Origin of the sequence: Micromonospora deserti (assembly GCF_003236335.1) — a bacterium.
Classification (GTDB): Bacteria; Actinomycetota; Actinomycetes; order Mycobacteriales; family Micromonosporaceae; genus Micromonospora; species Micromonospora deserti.
Map to the genome: position 1 here is coordinate 1 of NZ_POUB01000391.1, position 4,220 is coordinate 4,220.

The window sequence follows — 4,220 nt, forward strand, 5'->3', positions numbered from 1 at the left end:
GGGTGGGGATGGCGCGAGTGGCGTACGCCGTGGTGGCGATGCGACAGCGGGACGCCGGTGCTACGGCCGGCGTAGCGGGCACCGCGAGCGGTGTGGTGCGGCGGCGCGTCGGCGGGGGCGGCCGCGCGGGACGCCGGAAGGTCGCCGGGCGCCGGAGTGTCGACCGGCCGGGCGGGGTAGCTGACGAGGCCGGCCGGGCGGCGTCACGGAGCCGTCCCGTAGGCCTCTTTTCCCATCGTGAACGGGGGTTTAGTGTGGGGACGGGGGAGGGCAACCCCCGTCCCCACCGTTGCTGCACACGCACGAGCGGTATTGGCGTCCTGTCGTGCGTGTCGCGCGGGAGCCGGGCCACGCGAGTGGCTTGAGGATCCACCTCCCTCCACGTTGGCGGGATGATGGGCTGGCGGCGGCGTCCGGGCTGGCCCGCCGTCAGCCCTCGGGCTTGTTCCGCCGGGCCTCCGTCGGGCGGACGGGGTTCCCAGGCGATCTTCCAGTTGGAACTCTGTCGATGGAAGCGCTCCCATTGACGATGCTTGCGACTGTAACGCTCGTCACCGGTTTGTGAAAGCCCCAAAACGAGATCGAAACATCTAGCTGCTTGCGGTGGCGGGGAATGCTTGTGGGAGCGCTTCCAAGCGTGGCAGACTGTCGACCGACCGCGACGCGGAGCCAGCTCGCGTGAGCGGGTCGCCGAGGGCATCCGGCACAGCCGGCACGGCACCCCACCACCGGCGGACGGCCTGCGACACCGCAGCGCGATCCGCCGCATTCCCCGACCGGGCCGGGGCGACCACCATCCCTCGGGCGCCTCGCACCGCACGCGGACAGGCGCCCCGCCGGGGCCCACCCCCGGCCTGGTCCGAGGAGACACCGCGCACATGAGAGATCGGGCAAGACGTCGCCGGCTGGCGATGGTCGCCGCCACCGCGCTGGCCGTCGGCGGGGTCACCCTGCCGGCCGGCGCCGCGCAGGCCGCCCCGGCCTGCGACGTGGTCTACGCGACCAACGACTGGAACACCGGCTTCACCGCGAACATCACCATCAGGAACCTCGGCGACCCGATCAACGGGTGGACCCTGACGTTCGCCTTCCCCGGCGACCAGCGGGTGACCCAGGGCTGGTCGGCGCGGTGGAGCCAGAGCGGCAACCAGGTCACCGCCACCAACGAGTCGTGGAACGGCAGCCTCGGCACCGGCGCGACCACCAACATCGGCTTCAACGGCTCGCACAGCGGAAGCAACCCCAAGCCGACCTCCTTCGCGGTCAACGGGGTCACCTGCGGCGGCGCGCCGCAGCAGCCACCCACCGTCGCGCTCAGCGAGCCCAACGGCCCGTTCGAGGCCCCGGCCGACGTGCCGCTGACCGCCACCGCCAGCGACCCGGACGGGACGATCAGCAAGGTCGAGTTCTACCGCAACGGCCTGCTGGTCAACACCGACACCACCGCCCCGTACGGCTACACCCTCGAAGACCTGCCGGCCGGCTCCTACACCGTGCAGGCCAAGGCGTACGACAACGCCAACCTGACCGCCACCGCGGAGCGGTCGTTCACCGTGACCCCGGCGTCCGGGCCGGTGCTGGTGGCCACCCCGTCGGCGGTGAGCGTGGCCGAGGGCGGCAGTTCCGCGGTCAGGCTCACGCTCAGCGCGGCGCCGTCCGGCAACGTCCCGGTGTCGCTGACCCGCAGCGGGGACCCCGACATCACCGTCTCGCCGGCCTCGGTGACCCTCACCCCGAGCAACTGGAACACCGGGGTGGCCGTGACCGTCGCGGCCGCGGAGGACGCCGACACCATGGGCGGCACCGCCACCCTCACCGCCTCGGCCACCGGCTACGCGCCCCTCGCGATCACCGCCACGGAGATCGACAACGACACCCCGGGCGGCGGCGACAACGAGTACATCGAGCGGTTCCTGGCCCAGTACGGCAAGATTAAGAACTCCGGCTACTTCAGCCCGGAGGGCGTGCCCTACCACTCCATCGAGACGCTGATCGTCGAGGCGCCCGACCACGGCCACCAGACCACCTCCGAGGCGTTCAGCTTCTGGCTGTGGCTGGAGGCCCAGTACGGGCGGGTGACGCAGAACTGGGCGCCGTTCAACAATGCCTGGACGGTGATGGAGAAGTACATCATCCCGTCGCACGCCGACCAGCCCACCGCCGGTGCGGCCGGCACCCCGCAGTACGCCGCCGAGCACGACCTGCCCAACCAGTACCCCTCCGCTCTGGAGCCGTCGGTGCCGGTCGGTCAGGACCCGCTCCGCGCCGAACTGCAGTCCGCCTACGGCACCGGTGACATCTACGGCATGCACTGGCTGCTCGACGTGGACAACGTCTACGGCTACGGCCGCTGCGGCGACGGCACCACCCGGCCGGCGTACATCAACACGTTCCAGCGGGGCACCCAGGAGTCGGTCTGGGAGACCGTGCCGCAGCCGTCCTGCGACACCTTCGCGCACGGTGGCCAGTACGGCTACCTGGACCTGTTCATCAAGGAGTCCAACGCCCCGGCCAAGCAGTGGAAGTACACCAACGCGCCGGACGCCGACGCCCGGGCCGTGCAGGCCGCGTACTGGGCGCTGACCTGGGCCAAGGAGCAGGGCAAGGCGGCCGACGTGGCCGCCACCGTGGCCAAGGCCGCCAAGATGGGCGACTACCTGCGCTACGCCATGTTCGACAAGTACTTCAAGAAGATCGGTAACTGCGTCGGTGCGAGCACCTGCTCCGCCGGCACCGGCAAGGACTCGGCGCACTACCTGATGTCCTGGTACTACGCCTGGGGCGGCGCGTACGAGACGAACCAGAACTGGTCCTGGCGGATCGGCTCCAGCCACAACCACTTCGGCTACCAGAACCCCTTCGCGGCCTGGGCACTGACCAATGTGGCCGAGCTGAAGCCGAAGTCGCCGACCGCGGTCGACGACTGGACGAAGAGCTTCGAGCGGCAGCTGGAGTTCTACACCTGGCTCCAGTCCGCCGAGGGCGGCATCGCCGGCGGCGCGACGAACAGCTGGGGCGGCCACTACGGTCAGCCGCCGGCCGGCACGTCGACCTTCTATGGCATGTACTACGACGTCGACCCGGTCTACAACGACCCGCCGTCCAACCAGTGGTTCGGCATGCAGGCGTGGTCGATGCAGCGCATCGCCGAGCTGTACCTGCAGACCGGCAACGCCCGGGCCAAGGCACTGCTGGACAAGTGGGTGCCCTGGGCCATCGCCAACACCACGCTCGGCGCCAACTGGTCGATCCCGTCGGACATGAGGTGGACCGGCCAGCCGAACACCTGGAACCCGAGCAACCCGCAGCCCAACACCAACCTGCACGTCGAGGTCACGGTCAAGGGCCAGGACGTCGGCGTCGCCGCCGCGTACGCGCGGACGCTCATCGCGTACGGCGCGAAGTCCGGCAACGCCGCGGCGAAGAACACGGCCAAGGGGCTGCTGGACGCGCTGCACGCGGCCAGCGACACCCAGGGCGTCTCGACCACCGAGAAGCGCGGCGACTACCGGCGCTTCGACGATGTCTACGACGCCGCCACCGGCCAGGGCCTGTACGTCCCGCCGGGCTGGACGGGCACCATGGCCAACGGCGACGCCATCGCCGCGGGTAAGAGCTTCGTCGACATCCGGTCGTTCTACAAGAACGACCCGGCCTGGCCGAAGGTCCAGGCGTACCTGAACGGCGGCCCCGAGCCGACCTTCAACTACCACCGGTTCTGGGCGCAGGCCGACGTCGCCATGGCGTACGCCGACTACGGCCGCCTGTTCCCGAACGGCTGAACCGGCTGCTCCGGGTGGGCGGCGTGACCGTCCGCCCCGGAGGCCGACCGGGTGGCGGGGGAACCTGCCCGCCCGGTCGGCGCCCGGCCTGACACCCACGGTCAGGCCGGGGTGGGCCGGCCATCCGGTTGACGCAGCGGATCGGCCGGCCCACCCCACCACCCGGATATGCGACCACTGCAAAAAGCCCGAAAAAGTGACCGCCACGGGATCACACGCGGGACCCCGACGGAGTAACGTACGTCACCGGAGAGGCCGCTCCCCCCGTGGCGGCCTCTCCCTCACTCCTCCGGCGCCCGCCCCGCCACCGGCGTGACCGGGTGGCGCAGCCCCGGATGGCCGGCCGGTAGCGACCGGCGCACCGCCACCCAGCTCACCGCGAGCGCCGCCGCGACCAGCGGCCAGGTCAACGCCACCCGGGCGACGGTCAGCGCGACC

1 protein-coding gene and 1 pseudogene are annotated in these 4,220 nt (G+C 71.1%); one reads left to right on the forward strand and one right to left on the reverse strand.

All coding sequences use genetic code 11. From position 1 onward, the window contains the following. Positions 1–878: 878 nt before the first annotated feature. Positions 879–3,782 carry a glycoside hydrolase family 48 protein gene (locus C1I99_RS29845; protein ID WP_111137517.1) on the forward strand — a complete coding sequence of 968 codons (2,904 nt, stop codon included), beginning with the start codon at positions 879–881 and terminating at the stop codon, positions 3,780–3,782. A gap of 281 nt (positions 3,783–4,063) precedes the next feature. Here the strand turns inward: C1I99_RS29845 and C1I99_RS29850 are convergent. Beyond that, positions 4,064–4,220 (reverse strand): annotated as a pseudogene (locus C1I99_RS29850) (DUF3159 domain-containing protein); the annotation flags it as partial.